At 68.8% G+C, this 13,761-nt stretch carries 15 protein-coding genes; 1 reads left to right on the top strand and 14 read right to left on the bottom strand.

The genetic code is table 11. From position 1 onward, the window contains the following. Nucleotides 1-3: 3 nt before the first annotated feature. Nucleotides 4-1,101, top strand: coding sequence for a DUF535 family protein (locus Q0632_RS12790; protein ID WP_298930320.1), 1,098 nt, complete (start codon nt 4-6; stop codon nt 1,099-1,101). A 4-nt stretch (nt 1,102-1,105) separates the two neighbouring features. On the opposite strand, the gene Q0632_RS12785 is transcribed toward Q0632_RS12790, so the two are convergent. The 14 genes from Q0632_RS12785 to Q0632_RS12720 all read right to left on the bottom strand — a co-directional run bounded on the left by Q0632_RS12785 (nt 1,106) and on the right by Q0632_RS12720 (nt 13,756). Next, nucleotides 1,106-1,822, bottom strand: coding sequence for a GntR family transcriptional regulator (locus Q0632_RS12785; protein WP_298930316.1), 717 nt, complete (start codon nt 1,820-1,822; stop codon nt 1,106-1,108). A gap of 12 nt (nt 1,823-1,834) precedes the next feature. Then, nucleotides 1,835-2,515 (bottom strand): cysteine hydrolase family protein, encoded by a 681-nt coding sequence (locus Q0632_RS12780; RefSeq protein WP_298930312.1) that lies wholly within the window; start codon nt 2,513-2,515, stop codon nt 1,835-1,837. 10 nt (nt 2,516-2,525) lie between these two features. Further along, nucleotides 2,526-4,124: an ABC transporter ATP-binding protein gene (locus Q0632_RS12775; RefSeq protein ID WP_298930309.1), complete on the bottom strand. Its 1,599-nt coding sequence runs from the start codon at nt 4,122-4,124 to the stop codon at nt 2,526-2,528. Between the two features lie 15 nt (nt 4,125-4,139). Next, nucleotides 4,140-4,829, bottom strand: coding sequence for a cysteine hydrolase family protein (locus tag Q0632_RS12770; RefSeq protein ID WP_298930306.1), 690 nt, complete (start codon nt 4,827-4,829; stop codon nt 4,140-4,142). Nucleotides 4,830-4,831: 2 nt separating this feature from the next. Next, entirely contained in the window at nt 4,832-5,821 is a 990-nt protein-coding gene (locus Q0632_RS12765) for a formamidase (RefSeq protein WP_298930303.1), read from the bottom strand. Nucleotides 5,822-5,832: 11 nt separating this feature from the next. Continuing rightward, entirely contained in the window at nt 5,833-6,753 is a 921-nt protein-coding gene (locus Q0632_RS12760; protein WP_298930300.1) for an ABC transporter permease, read from the bottom strand. Then, nucleotides 6,750-7,841 (bottom strand): ABC transporter permease, encoded by a 1,092-nt coding sequence (locus Q0632_RS12755; RefSeq protein WP_298930297.1) that lies wholly within the window; start codon nt 7,839-7,841, stop codon nt 6,750-6,752. The genes Q0632_RS12760 and Q0632_RS12755 overlap by 4 nt, the downstream gene beginning before the upstream one ends. A gap of 98 nt (nt 7,842-7,939) precedes the next feature. After that, complete coding sequence (locus Q0632_RS12750; protein ID WP_298930294.1) at nt 7,940-9,040, bottom strand: BMP family ABC transporter substrate-binding protein; 1,101 nt, start codon at nt 9,038-9,040, stop codon at nt 7,940-7,942. A gap of 50 nt (nt 9,041-9,090) precedes the next feature. Next, nucleotides 9,091-10,083 carry a tripartite tricarboxylate transporter substrate binding protein gene (locus Q0632_RS12745; RefSeq protein WP_298930291.1) on the bottom strand — a complete coding sequence of 331 codons (993 nt, stop codon included), beginning with the start codon at nt 10,081-10,083 and terminating at the stop codon, nt 9,091-9,093. Nucleotides 10,084-10,093: 10 nt separating this feature from the next. Then, nucleotides 10,094-10,468 carry an oxalurate catabolism protein HpxZ gene (hpxZ, locus tag Q0632_RS12740; protein ID WP_298930286.1) on the bottom strand — a complete coding sequence of 125 codons (375 nt, stop codon included), beginning with the start codon at nt 10,466-10,468 and terminating at the stop codon, nt 10,094-10,096. Then, nucleotides 10,468-11,862, bottom strand: coding sequence for an AtzE family amidohydrolase (locus Q0632_RS12735; RefSeq protein WP_298930283.1), 1,395 nt, complete (start codon nt 11,860-11,862; stop codon nt 10,468-10,470). Before Q0632_RS12735 ends, hpxZ begins: the two co-directional genes overlap by 1 nt. A gap of 6 nt (nt 11,863-11,868) precedes the next feature. Then, nucleotides 11,869-12,084, bottom strand: a complete 216-nt coding sequence (locus Q0632_RS12730) for an AtzG-like protein (RefSeq protein ID WP_298930274.1) — start codon at nt 12,082-12,084, stop codon at nt 11,869-11,871. Then, entirely contained in the window at nt 12,084-12,905 is an 822-nt protein-coding gene (locus Q0632_RS12725) for an ABC transporter ATP-binding protein (RefSeq protein ID WP_298930272.1), read from the bottom strand. The genes Q0632_RS12730 and Q0632_RS12725 overlap by 1 nt, the downstream gene beginning before the upstream one ends. Continuing rightward, nucleotides 12,902-13,756, bottom strand: coding sequence for an ABC transporter permease (locus tag Q0632_RS12720; RefSeq protein ID WP_298930269.1), 855 nt, complete (start codon nt 13,754-13,756; stop codon nt 12,902-12,904). The genes Q0632_RS12725 and Q0632_RS12720 overlap by 4 nt, the downstream gene beginning before the upstream one ends. Nucleotides 13,757-13,761 lie beyond the last annotated feature (5 nt).

Raw genomic sequence — 13,761 nt, 5'->3', positions numbered from 1 at the left:
GGCTTGCTCTGGTCCCTGCAACGCGGCGGCCAGGGTGGCGGCATCTCCCGCACCCGCCTGCTGTGGCGCACCCTGACGGCCAACCTGGCGCATGGCAAGGCCATGCGCCACTGGATGGGCGTGGTCTTCGAGATGCAGTCGCGCCAGATCATCAGTGACATGTCCGGCGAATACCTGCGTGCCGTGCGCCCCTACGTGCACCGCCACACCCGCGTGACCGACCGCGTGGTGCAGCTGATCGACCATGCCGACTGGCTGGAAACCGCTCTCAAGCACGGCGCCTTCGAGACCCTGACCGCCGGCCGGCCGCTGGTGCTGGCCGAGTTGCCGGCACCGCGCGGCTTCGAGTACATGCGCCTGCAACTGCGCCGCGCCTCGCCGCAAAGCCCCGAAGGCGAGCTGGTGCTTTCTCTGACCCTGCAGCGCACGGCCAATGTGCAGCAAAAGGCCCAGGCAGTGGATGCGGCGGTCATGGGCTTTTCGCGTTTTCGCATCGACGGCGTGGGCTGCCTGGTGATCGGCGGCGTGCGCGGCCAGCGCAACCCGGTGGCGCGTTTCTCGCCGCAGGAGCTGAGCCAGGCCCTGGCCGGCTGGAAGCCCTCGGTGCTGATGGTGCGCGTGGCCCAGGAGCTGGCGCGCTACTGGGGCCTGCGCCTGGTCGGCCTGGACCCGGCCTCGCACCAGCTGCAGGACTGGACCTACCAGATCCGCAAGCGCTACCGCGACGCGGGCCTGCGCATCTACGCCAGCTACGACGCGCTATGGGAGCACTTCGACGCCAAGAAGGGGCCGCCCGGCTGGATGATCCTGCCACTGGACTCGGACGAGAAGCTGGAGGCGACGGCCCTGTCACCGGAAAAGCGCGCGCGCCAGACCCGCCGCGCCGACTACTGGATCCGCACCCGCAACGCGCTGCGCCTGCAGTTTCGCGATCTGCTGCTGCGGCCCGATCGCGAGGCACGCCTGTCGCACCTGACCGAGAGCATGGCGCTCGAGAGCGGCAGCCCCGACGACGATGTCGAGGACAGCGGTTTCGGCGAGAGCGACGACGACATGATCCCCGCGCGCGTGCTCCAGACCGGGCCGGGCAACCTGGTGTAGCGCCCTAGCCGTGCGGCTGGCGCGCCAGGTGGACCTGGTGCAGGGTGATCTTGCGCACCTCGGCCTGGCTGGTCTCGATGTGGGCGCGCAACAGCATCGCGGCCTGGTCGCCGCGCTTGCGCTGGATGGCCTTGAGGATCTTGGCGTGTTCGTCGTAGGTGGCGTCGATGCGGGCCTGCTTGGTGAAGTCCAGCCGGCGGATGATGCGGATGCGGTCGGTGACGTCGCGGTGCACGCGGGCCATTTCGGCATTGCCGGCCGCTGCCACCAGCGCGCAATGGAAAGCCTCGTCCCACAGCGCCACCTGCATGGTGTCGCTGCTGCGCTCGGCCGGCGGCACCAGCCAGATGGCGATGAGCTGGTCCAGCAGCTCGCGGTCGACGCGCTCGCCGTCCGTGCACAGGCGCTGGGCCGCGGTGGTCTCCAGCACCATGCGCAGGTCGTAGAGCTGCTCGAACTGGTCGAAGTCAAAGGGCAGGACGCGCCACCCGCTGCGAAACAGCACCTCGACATAGCCCTCCTGCTGCAGCCGCGTCAAGGCCTGGCGTACCGGGGTGCGCGACACACCCAGGCGATCGCCCAGCTCGTTCTCGGTGAAGCGGTCGCCGGGCACCAGCTTGAACTCGGCGATGTCGCGCTTGAGCTGTTCGTAGACCTCGCTCGCGCGTGATCGGTGGATAGGCGCGGCAAGCGCCTTGACAGTGCGGCTGGCGGTGTGCACCGGCAAACTCTATCAGCCTTGCGCTGCCGGCAGGGCCGCCAGCGCAGGGATGAGCTGGGCGCTGGTGGCGGTCCAGCCGACGATCGCGCCCTGGGCCCGCAGCATCTCCACCGCCGCCTGCTTGAACTGCGGGAAATAGCTTTCGGTGCAGTCTTCCAGCAGCAGGCAGTCGTAGCCGCGGTCGTTGGCCTCGCGCATGCTGGTCTGCACGCAGACCTCGGTGGTCACGCCCATGAAGACCAGGTGCGTGATGCCGGCCTGCTGCAGCAGCTGGTGCAGCGGCGTGGCGTAGAAGGCGCCCTTGCCCGGCTTGTCCAGCACGATCTCGCCGGGCACGGGCGCCAGTGCAGGGATGATCTGGTTGCCCGGCTCGCCCGTGACCAGGATGCGGCCCATGGGGCCGGCATCGCCGATGCGCAGGCTGGGATTGCCGCGGTTGCGCTTGGCCGGCGGGCAGTCCGACAGGTCGGCCGCATGGGCCTCGCGCGTGTGCACCACCAGGCCGCCGGCCGCGCGCCAGGCCGCCAGCACCGCCTGGCAGGCCGGCACGATGGCGGCCAGCAGGTTGACGTCGTTGCCCAGGGTCTCGCCAAAGCCACCGGGCTCGATGAAGTCGCGCTGCATGTCGATGATGACCAGGGCGCTCTTGCGCAGTTCGAAGGGGTAGTCGAAGGGGATGGCGGCGATCTGCATGTGGAGTCTTCTAGTGGTGGCCGCCGCCCATGTGAGCGCCCAATACATGGCGCTCGGCGCTGGCGGCAGGGGTTTCAAAGACGGCGCGGCCCTCGCTCATCACCACGATGCGGTCGGCCAACGCCATCAGCTCGTCCAGGTCTTCGCTGATCAGCAGCACCGCGCCACCGGCCGCGGCCACGCCGCGCAGCCGGCTGTGGATCTCCTTGACGGCGGCGAAGTCCAGGCCGAACACCGGATTGGCGGCGATCAGCACATTGATCTCGCCGTGCAGCTCGCGCGCCAGCACGGCGCGCTGCACGTTGCCGCCTGACAGGCTGCGGATGGGCGCGTCCTCGCCGCGGGTCTTGACGCCGTAGTCGGTGATCCAGCCGCGCGCCCGGCTGCGCCAGTGGCCAAAGCGCAGGCGCCCGCCCGCGCACAGCGGCGGCAGGTCGAAATCGCGCAGTGCCATGTTCTCGGCCACGGAGAGGTCGCCGACGCAGGCGTTGCGCAGCGGCTCTTCCGGCAGGCTGCGCAGCTTGAGGCGGTGGTTCTCCTCGCGCCGCGCCGCATAGGGCTGGCCCATCACGGTCACAGCACCGCTGGTGCGCGGCCGCTGGCCGACCAGGGCCTCGACCAGCTCACGCTGGCCGTTGCCCGAGACGCCGGCGATGCCCAGGATCTCGCCGGGCCGCACCTGCAGGCTCAGCTCACGCACGGCCAGGGTGCCGCGGTCGCCCATCACCGAGAGCTGGCGGATGTCGAGCGAGGGTTCCTGGAGGGCAGCGTTTGCTCCTGTTTCAATAGCATCAACCGCAGATTTTTCGGCTGCTGGAGCCGCTTTCTCTTCTGCAGCCTGGCCTGGACCGGCCTGCGCGGCCGCGCCCACCATGGCATGGGCCAGGCGGGCCGGGTCGGTGTCGGGCACGGCCGTGTGGTGCACGGCCTGGCCGCGGCGCAGCACCGTCACGCTGTCGGCATAGGCCATCACCTCGCGGAACTTGTGGGTGATGATCAGCACGGTGCAATGGCCGGCGCGGGCGAAGTCGCGCACATGGCCCAGCACCTCGTCGGCCTCCTGCGGCGTCAGCACCGAGGTCGGTTCGTCCAGGATCAGCAGGCGCGGCTTGAGGTACAGCTGCTTGAGCAGTTCCAGCTTCTGCTTCTCGCCGGCCGCCATGTCCAGCGGCCGCGCATCCAGGTCCAGGCGAAAGGGCGTGGACTGCAGAAAGGCCTCGAGGTCGGCGCGCTGCGCCTTCCAGTCGATCAGCGCCGGGGTCTTGCCGCCGGCCAGCAGCAGGTTCTCGGCCACCGTCATACCCGGCGCCAGGGTGAAGTGCTGGTAGACCATGCCGATGCCCAGCGTGCGTGCCACCACAGGGTTGTCCACGTGCTGCTCGCGGCCGTCGGTGACGATGCTGCCCTCCTCGGGCCGGTGAAAACCCGCCAGGCACTTGACCAGGGTGCTCTTGCCGGCGCCGTTCTCGCCCAGCAGCGCATGGACGGTGCCGGGCGCGACCTTCATCGTCACGTGGTCCAGCGCGGTGAAGCTGCCGAAGCGCTTGGTCAGGCCATAGGTTTCCAGCGCCATGGCGCCGGTGGGCGCCGGCATGGGATCGACGCGCATATCAGTTGGCTCCTGTCATTGAAACGCCTCGAGCAGTGCGCGCGAGCTGGCATGGGCGCCGAACACGCCGCCCTGCATGGTGATCATCTTGAGCGCCGCCAGGTGGTTGCCCTGGTCGGTGGCGGCCGTGCAGTCCGACAGCAGCAGGCATTCGAAGCCGCGGTCGTTGGCCTCGCGCATGGTGGTGTGCACGCACACGTCGGTCGTGATGCCAGCCAGGATGAGGTTCTCGATGCCGCGGGTGCGCAGGATCAGCTCCAGGTCGGTGGCGCAGAACGAGCCCTTGCCCGGTTTGTCGATCACCACCTCGCCGGGCAGCGGCGCCAGCTCGGGGATGATCTGCCAGCCCGGCTCGCCGCGCACCAGCACCCTGCCCATGGGCCCCATGTCGCCTATTCCGACAAGTTCGGCGCCGATCTGGCGCGACCGCCAGCGCTTGTTGGCCGGCAGGTCCGACAGGTCGGGGCGATGGCCTTCGCGGGTGTGGATGATGTGCCAGCCGCCTTCGCGCACGGCAGCCATCAGCTTTTTCAGCGGCTCGATGGGCGCGCGGGTCAGCGCGATGTCGTAGCCCATCTTGTCGACGTAGCCGCCGGGGCCGCAGAAGTCGGTCTGCATGTCGATCACCACCAGGGCGGTGTTGGCCGGCCGCAGGTCGCCGTTGTACGGCCAGGCGTAGGGGTTGGCTTGGACGAAGCGTTCCATGCTCAGGCCTCCTTGTAGCTGCGCGTGGGCGCGTCGAATCCGCAGGACGTGCCATCGGTCACTTCGACCGCCCAGGGCAGCTTGTAGGTGCCGGCCGCCATGTCCAGCATGTAGGTGTAGGGACAGTCCTGCGCGCCACCCTTCACAGCCACGTAGCCGCGGTGGTAGAGCTGGTAGATGTTGTTCTCCACGCCCCAGCCGGTGCGCGCTTCGCGCACCAGGTCGGGCCGAACTTCGCAGGTGATGATCTCGTCGGGCCGCCCGCCGCCCTCGACCAGTACCGTGCCGTCGAAGTTGCAGACCATGCCTTCGCCCATGGAGTCGAAAGTGCCGTCGCTGCCGCACATGCAGACATTGGCCGTGACCGCCAGGTTCTGAAAGGCGTTGGCCTGGTTGGTGATCTTCCAGGCGTGGCGGATGGGTGCTGTGTAGCCTGCCGTGCGCAGGATGACCTCGGCGCCCTTGTAAGCGGCTTCGCGCGCCATCTCGGGGAACATGCCGTCGTGGCAGATGATGAGCGCCAGCTTGCTGCCGTTGGGGCCGTCGCACACAGGCACGCCCAGGTTGCCGGGCTCCCAGGGCTCAACTGGCACCCAGGGATGGAGCTTGCGGTAGTACAGCTGGACCGCGCCCTGGTCGTCGATGATCAGGCCGCTGTTGTAGGGGTTGCCGCCGGGGTTGGCCTCCATGATGGAAAAGCAGCCCCAGATCCTGTGCTCGATGCAAGCCTGCTTGAACGAGGCCACTTCCGGACCGTCCAGGCTGACCATCAGCTCGGGCGCCGTGCTCATGGACAGGCCGTGCAGCGCGTACTCCGGGAAGACCACCAGGTCCATGCCCGACTGGTTGCGCCGCGCCTTGCCCACCAGGTCACAGATGCGCTGGGCCTGTGCCGCCAGTTGCGCCGGTGTGTCGACCACGGGCAGTTGCAGCTGCACCAGGCCGATGCCCACGCCGTGCTTGGATTTGTTCAGGCCGCCGAGTCCGGTCATGGGCTTCTCCTTCAGCGGGTGGACGAGAGCTCGCCCGGACTGCCAGCGATCACCACGCCGGGCTTGCAGGTGATCACCAGGATCAGCAGGGTGAGCACATAGGGCACGACATTGAACAGGTGGTAGCCCCAGCCGATGCCGGCCGACTGCAGGGCTGGACCGACCGCACCGGCGCCGCCGAACAGCAGGGCCGCGCCGACGCAGCGCAGCGGGCTCCAGCGCGCGAAGATCACCAGCGCCACCGCGATCAGACCCTGGCCGCTGGAGATGCCCTCGTTCCAGCTGCCCGGATAGAACAGGGTCAGGCAGGCGCCGCCCAGGCCGGCGACCATGCCGCCAGCGGCCGTCGCGGCGATGCGGATGCCCGAGACCGAGTAGCCCAGCGCCCGCGTGGCGTTGGCCGAGTCGCCCGCCATGCGCACCAGCAGGCCGGCGCGGGTGTTGGCGAAGAACCACCACATGGCCACGGCCAGGGCCACGCCGATGGGCACCAGGGCGTTGATCTGCAGGGCCGAGCGCACGGCGGCCGAATCGCTCCAGTTGCCCAGGGCGATGGAGGGCAGCTGTGGCGCCTGCGGCTGGATCAGCGGCTTGCCCAGGTAGAAGGCCAGGCCCATGCCCAGCAGCATCAGGGCGATGCCGGTGGCGATGTCGTTGACGCGGGGCAGCGAGCACAACACACCGTGCAGCGCCGCCAGCGCCGCGCCGGTGGCCGCTGCCACCAGCACGCCGACCCAGGCCGAGCCGCTCAGATACGAGGCGCCGAAGGCCGCCATCGCCGAGAACACCAGCACGCCCTCCAGGCCCAGGTTGATGCGGCCGGACTTCTCGGTCAGGCATTCACCCAGGCTGACGAAGAGAAAGGGCGCGCCCACGCGCAGGGCGCCGCCGCCGATACCGGCAAGGAATGCGATCCACTGGTCAGCAGTCATGCGATCTTGTCTCCCATGGCGGTTTGCGCGGGGCTGGGGCCCGCGGTTTTGACCAGTCGGGCCCAGACGGCCTTCCAGTCGACGTCGCGCAGCGCCTCGCTGGCCAGGATCAGGACGAAGGCGATGCCCTGCAGCAGCAACACCGAGGCATCGGGCAGGCCCAGGCGGCGCTGCAGCAAGCTGCCGGCCGCGCCGAAGCCGCCGAACAGGATGGCCACCGGGATCACGGCCAGCGGATGCTGGCGGGCGATGAAGGCCACCAGGATGCCGGCATAGCCGTAGCCGGCGATGAGCGAGGCGTTGGCGCTGGTGTGCACCGCCGCCACTTCCACGGCGCCGGCCAGGCCGGCGGCCGCGCCACCCAGGGCGCAGGCCAGCAGGATCAGGCGGGAGGCGGGCAGGCCCACCAGCTGCGCCGTACGCGGGTTGCCGCCAACCACGCGCACCGAGAAGCCCGAAGGCGTCAGGCGCAGCCACAGGGCGGACGCGATGCAGGCGATGACGCCGATGACAAGGCCCCAGTGCACGTCGGAGCCGCCGATGCCGCCGATGCGCATGCCCTCGGCCAGAGCGAAGGTCGAGGGCTTGTTCAGGCTGGAGGGGTCGCGCAGCGGCCCTTCCACCATGTGCTTGAACAGGCCGATGGCGACATAGGCCAGTAGCAGGCTGGAGATGGTCTCGTTGATGCCGCGGTACTGGCGCAGCCAGCCGGCCAGGGCGACCCACAGCGCGCCGGCGATGGCGCCGGCGATGCAGACGATCACCGTGCCGGCCATGTTCTGCGGCAGGGCCACGGCCTGGGCCAGCCAGGCGCAGGCCAGGCCGCCCAGCACCAGGGCGCCCTCACCGCCGATCACCGTCAGCCCGGCGCGCGCCGGAATGGCCACGCACAGGGCGGTGAGCATCAGCGGCGCGGCCCGCTGCAGCGTGTTCTGCCAGGAGAACCAGTCGCCGAAGGCGCCCTTGAACAGCAGCAGCCAGACCTGCACCGGGTCGGCCCCGGAAAAACTCATGAACAGCCCGAACAGCAGCAGCGCCGCCGCGATGGCTGCAACCGGCAGCAGGATGTTGGCAAGCGTGGAACGCATTGTTAGCTTCCGGGATGTGAGCGCCGCTGGGCCGCCCCAAGGCGCGAAGGCCCCCTCGGGGGGCAGCGACGACACGTAGTGCGGAGCGTGGGGGTCATTCAGATCGAACCGTTGACGCCTTCGACCAGGTAGTTCATCTTTTCCAGATCCAGGTCGGTCTGCTTGAAGCTCTTGCCGCTGGCAATGACTTCCTTGCCCTTGTTGTCCTTGAGCGGGCCCTTGAAGATGTCGAACTTGCCGGCGATCATCTGCGCCTTGATGCCGTCGGCCTGCTTCTTGGCGGCGTCGGTCACGGCCGGGCCGTAGGCCGACATCTTGACGAAGCCTTCCTTGAGGCCGCCGCGCACGAAGTTCGGATGCGGCTTGCCGGCGCGGGCTGCGTCGATGAAGGTGGTGTAGGCGGTCAGCCAGTTCCACTCGGCGCCGGTCAGGTAGGCCTGGGGTGCCAGCTTGGCCTGGCTGGCGTGGTAGCCGCAGACCATCTTGCCGCGCTTGGCGGCGGTCTCGACGATGACCTTGGGGCCGTCCACGTGCATGGTGAAGACGTCCACGCCCTGGTCGGCCATGCTGTTGGTGGCCTCGGCTTCCTTGACCGGCATCGACCAGTCACCGGTGAAGATCACGCTGGTGGTGATGCCCGGCTTGACCGAGCGCGCGCCCATGGTGAAGGCGTTGATGTTGCGCAGCACCTGCGGGATGGGCTTGGCGGCGATGAAGCCGATCTTGCCGCTCTTGCTCATGTGGCCGGCAATGACGCCGTTGAGGTACTGGCACTCGTCGATGTAGCCGAAGAAGCTGGCCGTGTTCTTGGGGTGCTTGCCCTCGGTCCACATGCCACCGCAATGGGCGAAGCGCGCGTCGGGGTACTTGGCGGCCACGGCCAGCATGTGGGGGTCGAAGTAGCCGAAGGAGGTGGGGAAGACCAGGGAGGCGCCGTCCTGCGCGATCATGCCGGTCATGGTCTTTTGCACGGCCGCGGTCTCGGGCACGTTCTCTTCTTCCACCACCTTGACGCCCGGCATCTTCTTGAGCGCGGCAGCCGCTTCGGCCTGGGCCTGGTTGTAGCCGTAGTCGTCGCGCGGGCCGACGTAGATCACGCCCACGGTGATGGGCTTTTGCGCGAAGGCGAAGGGCACGGTCCCGGCGGCACCGAGCGCGGCCAGGGTCTTGAGGGAATCGCGGCGGTTGAGACTGTTCATGGGAGCTCTCCGGGGGTTGTGGTCGGGGGTGGGGAAGAAAGGCGTGGTGCTCACTCGGCGCGCGCGTCGGTGGCCTTGGCGATCGCGGCCCAGCGCTGCGAGTCGGCGCGCACCATGTCGGCGAAGGGCTTGGCGCTCTGGTAGCGGATCTCGGCGCCGCGCTGCCACATCTGGGCGCGGGTGCGCGAATCGGCGCTGACGGTCTGGATGTCGGCCTCGATCTTGCGCACGATGGCCGGCGCGGTGCCGGCCGGCACGAACAGGCCGTACCACTGGTCGGAGGCAAAGCCCGGGTAGCCCATGGCGGCGATGGTGGGCACGCCCGGCAGGCGCGTGGTCTCCTGCGCGCCGGTGACGGCCAGCACGCGCAGCTTGCCGCCCTCGATCAGAGGCAGGGCCGAGACGATGATGTCCATCATGACGTCGGTGCGCCCGGCGATCAGGTCGGGCAGGGCCTGGGCGCTGCCGCGGTAAGGCACATGGGCCATGCGCAGGCCGGCCTTGGACAGGAACCACTCCATGGTCAGGTGCGGCAGCGAGCCGCTGCCATTGGAGGCATAACTGAGCTTGCCGGGATGGGCCTTGGCGTGGGCCACCAGTTCGGCGAAGCTCTTGAACGGCGAGTTGGCCGGCACGACCACGACCAGGGGCGAGGTGGCGAAGCCGGCCACGGGCAGCAGGTCGACCAGCGGCTTGTAGCCCAGCTTGGGATAGATGTGGGGCGCGATGCTCACGCCCGCCGGAATGCCCATCACCAGGGTGTAGCCGTCGGGCGCGCTCTTGGCGCCGAACTCGGTGCCGATGGTCGAGCCCGCGCCCGCGCGGTTGTCGAACACCACGCTCTGGCCCCACAGCTGGGACAGGGCCGTGCCGATGGCGCGGGCCGCGTAGTCGGTGGCGCCGCCGGCCGGGAAGGGGATGACCAGCTTGGCGGCGTGCGCGGGCCAGTTCTCGGCGGCGCGGGCAGCGAACGGCAAGGCGCCGCTCGCGGTGGCGGCAAGCGACTGCAGCAGCAGGCGGCGGGTGCGATCGGGTGTGTGCATGGCGTGGTCCTCAGCCCAGCAGGCTGACGTGGGCGGCGACGACGCGCCAGCCCTGCGGTGTGCGCAACCAGGTCTGACTCTGGCGGCCGGTCTTGGCGCTGCCGGCGCGCTGGAACTCGCAGTTGGCGGTGGCGAAGTCACGGCCGTACGTTGTGATGACCGTCTTGAGCAGAGTGCGCTCCAGCCCGGCCGAGGGCCGGCCGGCGCGGAAGGCCTGGATCTCGTCGTAGCCGTAGAGGTTTTCGGTGGCGCCGTAACGCAGGGTGTGCGGACTGTCCCAGAACAGCTCGTCGAGCACGGCCACGTCGTTGCCGGTCAGCGCCTTCTCATAGCGCTGGAACTGCGCCGTCATTTCGGCCAGCACCTCGGGCAGGTTGATCTCCATCACAGCTTTGCTTCCTTCAAGTGGGCCAGGCCGGCGTGCTGCAGCACCGCGGCGGCACGCAGGCACAGGTCTTCGCGCCAGGGCGCGGCAATCAGTTGCACGCCCAAAGGCATGCCCTTCGTTCCTTCGGGCCACATCGGGGCGACGGCCACCGGGCAGCCGGCAAAGGAGATGGGCTGGGTCATCAAACCCATGGCCGCGCGCGCCGGGAACTGCTGGCCGCCCAGCTCCAGCCATTCGGTGCCGATCTCGGTGGCCGGCACCGGCGTGGCCGGGGCGATCAGCAGGTCCCACTGCCCGAACAGGGCATTGACCTTGTCGCGGTAGGCACGGCGAAAGCGCTGGGCCTGCACATACCAGGCCCCGGGCTGCAACGCGCCGGCAATGAAGCGGTCGACCGACAGCGGCTCGAAGTCGGCGGCGCGCTTGCGCAGGTCGGCCAGGTGCAGCGTGCCGCCCTCGGCCGCGCTGATGATGAAAGCGGCGGCACGGGCCAGCGCCGCATCGGGCCAGTGCACGCTGGCACTGGCGCCCAGGGCGCGGGCGGCGGCCTGGGCCACGGAGCGCGCCGGCGCGGTGGCGTTGTCCTCGAACCAGCCGTCGAGCACGCCGATGCGCAGACCTTCGACGCCCCGGCCCAACGTGGGCATGACAGGCTGCACGTACTGCGCGTGGCAGCCCGGGTCCAGCGGGTCGGGCGACTGCAGCGCGTCGTAGGCCAGGGCCAGGCCCTGGGCCGAACCGGCAAAAGGCCCGAGGTGGTCGATGTTGTGAACGAAGGGGTAGCTGCCGCGCCGCGACAGCCGGCCGAAGGTGGGCTTGAGGCCCCAGACGCCGCACAAGGAGGCGGGCACGCGGATCGAGCCGTTGGTGTCCGAGCCCAGGGTGATGGGCACCTGGCCGGCCGCCAGCGCCGCGCCCGAGCCGCCCGAGGAGCCGCCGGCGATGCACGCCAGGTCGTGCGGGTTGTGGCAGGGACCGTAGTGCGTGTTCTCGGTGGTGAAGCCGTAGGCGTACTCGTCCATGTTGAGCGAGCCCACCAGCACCGCGCCGGCCGCTTGCATGCGCTGGACCAGGAAGGCGTCCTCGCGCGCTGGCGGGTTCTCGCCGTTGATTTTCGAGCCGGCCAGGGTGACCTCGCCGGCGATGTCGAACAGGTTCTTCACCGCATAGGGCACGCCGGCCAGCGGCGGCAAGGTCTCTCCGCGGGCGCGCCGCGCGTCGATGGCGCTGGCCTCGCTGCGGGCGCGCTCATAGCACTTGCCGGTGAAGGCATTGACGCGACCATCCGTTGCCTCGATGCGCTCGATGCAGGCCTCAAGTGCCTCCAGCGCCGACAGCTCGCCGCTGGCGATGGCATGGGCCAGAAGAGCCGGATCTGCTATTGTTTTCATAGCTGATCAGGCCCTTTGCTCGGGGGCTGGAAAGGGTTTTGGCACATAAACCTGGGCGGGCTCATCGGCCTCGCCCAGACCCGCCTCGTTCTCCAGCTGGGCCGCCATGGCGGCGCTGCGCGCGAAGTGCGCTGCCACGCGCAAGGCCTGCGCGTCGTCCAGCGGCAGGGCCAGCGCGACTGCCGCCGCCTTCACATAGGCCAGGACCTGGGTCTCGTTCATCAGCGCCTCACTTCGCGCTGGAAGATTTCCAGGCTTTTCTTCTTGGTGGTGATGAAGCTGGCCTCGGACAGCGTGTCCACCGTGCGCGGCCGGGCGTCGCCATAAGGCAGGATCTCGGCGACCCGGGTGGGCCGCTTGGTCAGCAGCAGCACCTGGTCGGCCAGGTAGACCGCCTCTTCCAGGTCATGCGAGACCAGCAGCATGGTGGTGCCGGTCTGCATGAACACCTCTTGCAGCTTCTCGCGGATGAACAGCGTCATCTCGAAGTCCAGCGCCGAGAAGGGCTCGTCCAGGAACAGCACCTCGGGCTTGGGCGCCAGCGCCCGCATGATGGAGGCGGTCTGCTGCTGGCCGCCCGACAGCTCGTAGGGGAAGCGGTTGAGGTCGAACTTGACGTCGAAGGACGCCACCAGTTCGGCCATGCGCCGGTCGACCTCGGCCTTGGACTTGCCCTCGAGCTTGAGCGGGTAGGCGATGTTGTCGATGGTGCGCATCCAGGGGAACATCGCTTCGCGGTAGTTCTGGAAGACGTAGCCGATCTTGGTGTCCTTGAGCGACTTGCCGTCGAACAGGATCTCGCCGCTGTCGATGGGGATGAGCCCGGCGATCATGTTGATCAGCGTGCTCTTGCCGCAGCCGTTGGGGCCAAAGACCGAGACGATCTTGTGCTTGGGGATGTCGAGGTCGAAGTTCTCGTACAGCGGCCAGCCGGCGAAGTACTTGGTCAGGCCACGGATCGTGATGTGGGTGCCGGCCGGGCCGGGCACGAATTCCGGCACCGGGACGTCGGCGAAGACCGGGCCATTGAGGACTGCATTCATCTTCCGCTCCAATGCACGATCTTGCGTTCGGCAACGAGAAACAAAATATTCAGGGCATAGCCCAGGGCGCCTGCGGCCAGGATGGAGGCGTACATGTCCTTGACGTTCATCACCTGCTGCGAGTTGATGATGCGGTTGCCCAGTCCGCTGTCGGCGCCGATGAACATCTCGGCGACGATGACGATGACCAGGGCCATGGACACGGCCGAACGCAGGCCGACGAAGCTGGGCTGCAGGCTCTCCCAGATCAGCACGTCCTTGAAGACCTGCCAGCGCGTGGCGCCCATGACCTTGGCCGCCATCACCCGCTGCTTGCGCGCGTTGATGACGCCGTAGGCGCTGTTGAACACCACGATGAGGAAGGCGCCGAAAGCGGCGATCGCCACCTTGTTGATGTCCGACACGCCGAAGATCATCAGGAACAGCGGGATCAGGGCCGACGAGGGCGTGGAGCGGAAGAAGTCGATCAGGAACTCCACGCTGCGGTAGGCCTTCTCGTTGCTGCCCAGCAGCACGCCCAGGGGCATGCCGACGGCGGCGGCGATCAGGAAGGCCTGGACCGTGCGCCAGACCGTGACCATGAAATCCTTGAGCAGGGGACCGCCGGCCAGGCCGCTGACCAGGGTGCCCAGCGCGTCCAGCGGCGGCGGCAGCAAGATGGCCTTGATGAAGCCGCCACGCACAGCCAGGTCCCAGATGATGAAGAGCACGACCGGGCCGATGAAGGGCAGGATCTTGTCGTAGGCGGGCGCGCGCGGCGCCACGGTGGCATTGGCCGCCGGCGGCGTCCATGGTTTGGGCGCCGCCACCGCTGGGGCGGCGGCTGCCGTGACGGGGGTGGAGGCGTCCATGGCGT

This window comes from uncultured Ramlibacter sp., from assembly GCF_936925435.1.
GTDB lineage: Bacteria > Pseudomonadota > Gammaproteobacteria > Burkholderiales > Burkholderiaceae_C > Ramlibacter.
This window is presented reverse-complemented; position numbering and strand designations above follow the sequence as displayed.

Excerpts from the sequence above, each read along its gene's own strand:
- Q0632_RS12780 (WP_298930312.1), bottom strand. The coding sequence starts at position 2,515 with ATGCAGATCGCCGCCATCCCCTTCGACTACCCCTTCGAACTGCGCAAG.
- Q0632_RS12775 (WP_298930309.1), bottom strand. The coding sequence starts at position 4,124 with ATGCGCGTCGATCCCATGCCGGCGCCCACCGGCGCCATGGCGCTGGAA.
- Q0632_RS12770 (WP_298930306.1), bottom strand. The coding sequence starts at position 4,829 with ATGGAACGCTTCGTCCAAGCCAACCCCTACGCCTGGCCGTACAACGGC.
- Q0632_RS12765 (WP_298930303.1), bottom strand. The coding sequence starts at position 5,821 with ATGACCGGACTCGGCGGCCTGAACAAATCCAAGCACGGCGTGGGCATC.
- Q0632_RS12760 (WP_298930300.1), bottom strand. The coding sequence starts at position 6,753 with ATGACTGCTGACCAGTGGATCGCATTCCTTGCCGGTATCGGCGGCGGC.
- Q0632_RS12755 (WP_298930297.1), bottom strand. The coding sequence starts at position 7,841 with ATGCGTTCCACGCTTGCCAACATCCTGCTGCCGGTTGCAGCCATCGCG.
- Q0632_RS12750 (WP_298930294.1), bottom strand. The coding sequence starts at position 9,040 with ATGAACAGTCTCAACCGCCGCGATTCCCTCAAGACCCTGGCCGCGCTC.
- Q0632_RS12745 (WP_298930291.1), bottom strand. The coding sequence starts at position 10,083 with ATGCACACACCCGATCGCACCCGCCGCCTGCTGCTGCAGTCGCTTGCC.
- hpxZ (WP_298930286.1), bottom strand. The coding sequence starts at position 10,468 with ATGGAGATCAACCTGCCCGAGGTGCTGGCCGAAATGACGGCGCAGTTC.
- Q0632_RS12735 (WP_298930283.1), bottom strand. The coding sequence starts at position 11,862 with ATGAAAACAATAGCAGATCCGGCTCTTCTGGCCCATGCCATCGCCAGC.
- Q0632_RS12730 (WP_298930274.1), bottom strand. The coding sequence starts at position 12,084 with ATGAACGAGACCCAGGTCCTGGCCTATGTGAAGGCGGCGGCAGTCGCG.
- Q0632_RS12725 (WP_298930272.1), bottom strand. The coding sequence starts at position 12,905 with ATGAATGCAGTCCTCAATGGCCCGGTCTTCGCCGACGTCCCGGTGCCG.
- Q0632_RS12720 (WP_298930269.1), bottom strand. The coding sequence starts at position 13,756 with ATGGACGCCTCCACCCCCGTCACGGCAGCCGCCGCCCCAGCGGTGGCG.